A 5381-nucleotide genomic window follows, 5' to 3' on the forward strand; every position below is an offset into this window, starting at 1 on the left:
AGCACTCAGCACTCAGCATTCAGCATTCAAAAGAGGGGTGGTTTCATTCAACCTTCATCCTTCAACCTTCATCCTTTCAAAGCGGGTGGTTTCATTCAACCTTCAGCCTTCATCCTTCAACCTTCGCCCGAAGGGCGCTCATCCTTTTCTTTTCTCAATCGCCTCATCCACCATCTTCTTCAGTTCGCCGCTCTGGGCCAGCTCAAGGGTGATGTCGCAGCCGCCCACCAGTTCGCCATCGATGTAAATCTGGGGAAAAGTGGGCCAGTTTGCGAACTGGGGCAGCGCCTGCATGATCTCCTGGTCGGCGATCACGTTGACAAAGGCGAACTCCTGCCCGCACTGCTTCAGGGCATCGGCCGCACGGCTGGAGAAGCCACACATGGGGAACTGGGGGGTTCCCTTCATGAAGATGACCACCGGATGGCTTTCCACATGCTGCTTGATCCGTTCAAGGGCGTCCACGTCTGTTTCCTCGCAAAACACTGGATTTGTCTGATGGCCGGATAGTCTATACCCCGATCCCCGCCAAATAAACGCCCCGGCTGTGGGGCAATCTGCCGCAGAGGCGCAGAGGCGTGAATGGACAGGATGAACAGGATTTTCAAGGATTCACAGGATAAGGCACTTGAATAGGGCCAACCCGTTAATGGCCTGATCCTGCCAATCCGCTCTTATCCTGTTCATCCTGTCCTGGTTTTCTCTGCGCCTCTGCGCCTCTGCGGCAAAAGGTTTTTCAGGTCCCATCCACGTTGCGCTGCAGCCAGAACTCAAGCAGCGCCAGGTGCCACAGCTTGCTGCCCTGTATGCGGGTCAGGTGCTGCTCGGGGGCCTCCAGCAGGGTCTGCACGTAGTCGCGCTGGTAGAGGCCGCGTTCCCGGCAGGCTCGGGAATCGAGGATATCGCGCATGAAGTCCAGGAACTCGCCGCGTACATACTTGAGCGCCGGCACGGGGAAGTAGCCCTTGGGCCGGTCGATGACCGCATCGGGCAGGCAGCCGCGGGCGATCTGCCGCAGCACGTACTTGCCGCCCTCGGCCAGCTTCAGTTCCGGAGGCATTGCCGCAGCCAGTTCCACCAGTTCGTGGTCCAGGAACGGCACCCGGGCCTCCAGGCCCCAGGCCATGGTCATGTTGTCGACGCGCTTGACCGGATCGTCGACGATCAGGGTCGTGACGTCGAGCCTGAGCACCGCGTCGATGAAGCTGTCCGCTCCCGGAGCGTCCAACAACTCTTCGATCAGCGCCGCCGTGTGATCGCCGTCCACCAGGGCGGGGTCGATCATGCGGGCATACTCGTCGTGGTCGCGGTCGAAGTAATGCTTGCGGAAGCGCTCCACGCGGCTGCCCCCGGTCTCCGCCGCCATGCGCGGATACCAGAAATAGCCGCCGAACACCTCATCCGCCCCCTGCCCCGATTGCACCACCTTCACGTGCCTCGACACCTGCTCGGCGAGCAGATAGAAGGCCACCGCATCCTGGCCCACCATGGGTTCGGCCATGTGGTCCACGGCCTCGGGCAGGCGCGTGAGCACATCCGAGTTGGGCACATGAAAGCGGTGATGCTCGGTGGCATAGCGCGCCGCCACCGGATCCGAGTATTCGAACTCGCTGCCCTTCTCCTCGGGCTGGTCCTCGAAACCGACGGTGAAGGTCTTGAGCCCCCGCGCACCGCTCTCCGCCAGCAGGGCCACCAGCAGGCTGGAATCCAGCCCCCCCGAGAGCAGCACGCCCACCGGCACGTCGGCGATCTGCAAACGGCGCTCCACGGCAAGGCGCAGGCTGTCGTGCACGGCCTCGATCCACTCCGCCTCGCTGCGTGCCTCGGCCGGGCGCACGGCCTCCAGGTGCCAGTAGCGTTCCAGCCGGGACCTGCCATCGGCCTCGACGGTCAGCGTGTGTGCCGGCGGCAGCTTGCGGATGCCGCGGAACAGGGTGCGCGGCGCCGGCACCACGGCGTGCAGGGTGAAGTGATGATGCAGGGCCACGGGATCAATGGCCGTATCGACGCCTCCCGCCGCCAGCAGGGCCTGGGTATTGGACGCGAAGCGCAGACGCGACCCATCCTTGCTGTAGTAAAGGGGCTTGATGCCCATGCGGTCGCGGGCCAGGAAAAGACGCCGATCGCGAAGATCCCACAGCGCGAAGGCAAACATCCCCTTGAACCGACGCACGCAGTCCCCGCCCCACTGGGCGTAGGCCTTGAGGATGACCTCCGAATCTCCGGTGGAGAAAAACCGATGGCCCAGGGACTCCAGCTCGGCACGCAGTTCACGGAAGTTGTAAATGGTGCCGTTGAATACCACGGCGAGCCCGAGACCCGGATCCACCATGGGCTGGTGGGCGCGCTCCGAGAGATCGAGAATCGACAGGCGCCGGTGACCGAACACCAGCGCCCCGTCACTCCAGATCCCCTCGTGGTCCGGTCCGCGCCGCGCCAACCGGTCGAGCATACGCCGCACCGGACCCGGATCGGGGGGCGTGTCGTTGAAGTTCAGTTCACCGCAGATGCCGCACATTTGTTGCTCTGGTATTTCTCTTCGATCTTGTGGGTGTGGTGGGTTGGGGAGGAATCAGGGGGATCGGAGAACAGATACAAGTTACAAGATACAAGATGCAAGGGAAGAGCTATTCATCCTTCCGCCTTCAACCTTCATCCTTGGCGCACAGCGCCATAGGCGCCGCCACCCGGGGTCTCAATCGTCAGCACGTCGCCCCGCCTGGCCTCCCCGCTGACCTTGGGGGGCAGCACCTCGTCGTTGAGGCGATTGATGCCGGAAGCGCCGTCTCGGCCGCCTTCCAGGCCCCAGGGGGCGCGGCGGCGGCGTTCGGTGAGCAGGGTGAACCGCGCGTCGGCAAGGAACTCGTAACTGCGCAGCAGGCCGTCACCGCCCGGGCGCGCACCCGCTCCGCCGGAACCCCGGCGCACGGCGTAGCGACGCACACGAATGGGATAGCGGGACTCCAGGACCTCGATGGGCGTGTTTCGGGTGTTGGTCATGTGCGTCTGCACGGCCGAGAGCCCGCCACCGTGGCGGCCGGCGCCCATGCCGCCGCCGAGCGTTTCGTAATAGCCCCAGGGCCGCACACCCGCCGTACCCATGGCCACGTTGTTCATGCTGCCGTGACTCGCGGCGGGGATGCGCGCCGGCATCGCCCGGGCGAGCGCCCCGAGCACCACGTCCACCACCCGTGTGCTGGTCTCCACGTTGCCGGCTGCCACGGCCGCCGGACGAACCGCATTGAGCAGCGAGCCTTCAGGCACCTTCAGCCGCACCGGTTCGAACGTGCCGGCACACGCCGGCGTCTGAGCAGGCATCAGGCAGCGCATGGCATAGAGCACGCCGGCGGCCGTCACCGAGAGGGGGCAGTTGATGTTGCCGGACACCTGACGCGCGGTCCCGGAGAAGTCCACGAGCACGTGATCGGAGCGTCGTTCGATGCTCACCCGGATCGGTATGTCCTCGTGCCCCAGGCCGTCGTCATCCATGAAGTCCTCGAACGCGAAACGGCCGTCGGGGATGGCACCCAGGGCGTCCCATGCCAAACGGGCCCCGTAGTCGTTGAGCTGCGCCACCGCGGCCAACCAGGTGTCCACACCCATGGCGTTCACCAGATCCCCCAGCCGATCCAGCCCCCGGCGATTGGCACCGATCTGGGCGGCAAAATCACCCCGGGCGTCGCGCGGATTGCGGGTCGCCCCGGTGATCTCGTCAAGGCGGGCGCGATCGAGCTCGCCGCAACGGACGATGTGTCCCGGCGGTATCAGAATTCCCTCGTCATGCAGGCTGCGGGACAACGGCATGGATCCCGGGGATTCCCCGCCGATATCCGCGTGGTGGGCCCGATTGGCCACGAAGGCCACCAGCCGGTCGTCCGCGAACAGAGGCGCCACCACGGTCACGTCCGGCAGGTGCGTGCCGCCCAGGAACGGATCGTTGAGCATCACCATATCGCCCGGGGCCCAGCGGATACCCGCCACGATGTCGGCCATGGCGTACGCCATGCTGCCCAGGTGCACGGGAATATGGGCAGCCTGCGCACACAGGCGCCCGTCGGCATCGAACAGGGCGCAGGAGAAATCCAGCCGGTCACGGATATTGGGTGAGAATGCCGAACGCGCCAGCTGCACGCCCATCTCGCCGCAGACGGAATCCACGCGGCTTGCAAAAAGGCTGAGTTCAACCGGATCCAGGGATTTCATTGATTTCGGGAACAACCGCAATTCATGACGCCGGGAGTGGATTATTGCATTAGGCGGATGCGCTGTCCTATCTTAGGCGTCTTTTCCGGAATGTCCTGCGCCGTTGCCCCTGCGGACAGCGGTTTTTCCAATCAAGCACCCAAAATCAGAGAAGGAGAACTCCCATGGCACATGAACTGCCTCCCCTCCCCTATGCCAAAGACGCCCTGGCCCCGCACATCTCCGCGGAGACCCTGGAGTTCCATCACGACAAGCATCACGCCACTTACGTGACGAACCTGAACAAGCTGATCGCGGGCACCGAGTTCGAGAACCTGTCCCTGGAAGAGATAGTCAGGAAGGCGCCCGCCGGCGGCATCTTCAACAACGCCGCGCAGGTGTGGAACCACACTTTCTACTTCAACTGCATGGGCCCCAATGGTGGCGGCGAGCCCGGCGGCGCGCTGGCCGATGCCATCAACAAGGCCTTCGGTTCCTTTGCCGACTTCAAGGAAAAGTTCAACGCCTCCGGCGCCGGCAACTTCGGTTCCGGCTGGACCTGGCTGGTGAAGAACGCCGACGGCAGCGTGGAGATCGTCAACACCAGCAACGCCGCCACGCCGCTCACCGGCGACCAGGTGCCGCTGATGACCGCCGATGTCTGGGAACACGCCTACTACATCGACTACCGCAACGCCCGCCCGAAGTACCTGGAGGCGTTCTGGAACGTGGTCAACTGGGACTTCGTCGCCAAGAACTACGGATAAGGCAGATACAAGATACAAGGGCAAAGGTACAAGGGGGAAAACCCCTTGTACCTCGTACCTTGGATACACACGGCAACCCCGTAGGCCCGATAAAGCGCAAGCGGTATCGGGCATTTATGCCGGACATCGCTCGCGCTTTGTCCGGCCTACGGCTGAACGCGCTGCGTTGACACCGAAACCGGGCAGGGTTCACCTGCCCGGTTTTTTTGTGCCCTCGGGGTGGGGGAACGCGTTTTTTAACCACGAAGCTCACGAAGGGCACGAAGGACACGGAAGAAAAGCATTACTCTCGCAAAGCCGCGAAGCCCGCAAAGAAGGGCTTTTGATCATTGGGCGCCCTTCTATGGGCGCCGCACCACCGTAAACGGTGTCCGCATGGCGGGCGCGGCCCGCCCCATGAATCGGTTTTCTTGGCGGGCTTCGCGGCTTTGC

At 63.7% G+C, this 5381-nt stretch carries 4 protein-coding genes; 1 reads left to right on the forward strand and 3 read right to left on the reverse strand.

Annotation, left to right across the window (positions count from 1 at the left end):
• Positions 1–138: 138 nt before the first annotated feature.
• From grxD to B1C78_RS15670, 3 genes are all read right to left on the reverse strand, one after another.
• On the reverse strand, positions 139–465 hold the full coding sequence (gene grxD / locus B1C78_RS15660; protein WP_077280106.1) for a Grx4 family monothiol glutaredoxin: 327 nt from the start codon (positions 463–465) through the stop codon (positions 139–141).
• 271 nt (positions 466–736) lie between these two features.
• Positions 737–2518 carry an N-acetylglutaminylglutamine amidotransferase gene (locus B1C78_RS15665; protein ID WP_077280107.1) on the reverse strand — a complete coding sequence of 594 codons (1782 nt, stop codon included), beginning with the start codon at positions 2516–2518 and terminating at the stop codon, positions 737–739.
• 134 nt (positions 2519–2652) lie between these two features.
• Complete coding sequence (locus B1C78_RS15670) at positions 2653–4203, reverse strand: hydantoinase B/oxoprolinase family protein (RefSeq protein ID WP_077280108.1); 1551 nt, start codon at positions 4201–4203, stop codon at positions 2653–2655.
• Between the two features lie 164 nt (positions 4204–4367).
• Between B1C78_RS15670 and B1C78_RS15675 the strand changes: the two genes are divergently transcribed.
• Positions 4368–4949 (forward strand): superoxide dismutase, encoded by a 582-nt coding sequence (locus B1C78_RS15675; protein ID WP_077280109.1) that lies wholly within the window; start codon positions 4368–4370, stop codon positions 4947–4949.
• Positions 4950–5381 lie beyond the last annotated feature (432 nt).

It is taken from the genome of Thioalkalivibrio denitrificans, from assembly GCF_002000365.1.
Taxonomy (GTDB): Bacteria; Pseudomonadota; Gammaproteobacteria; order Ectothiorhodospirales; family Ectothiorhodospiraceae; genus Thioalkalivibrio_A; species Thioalkalivibrio_A denitrificans.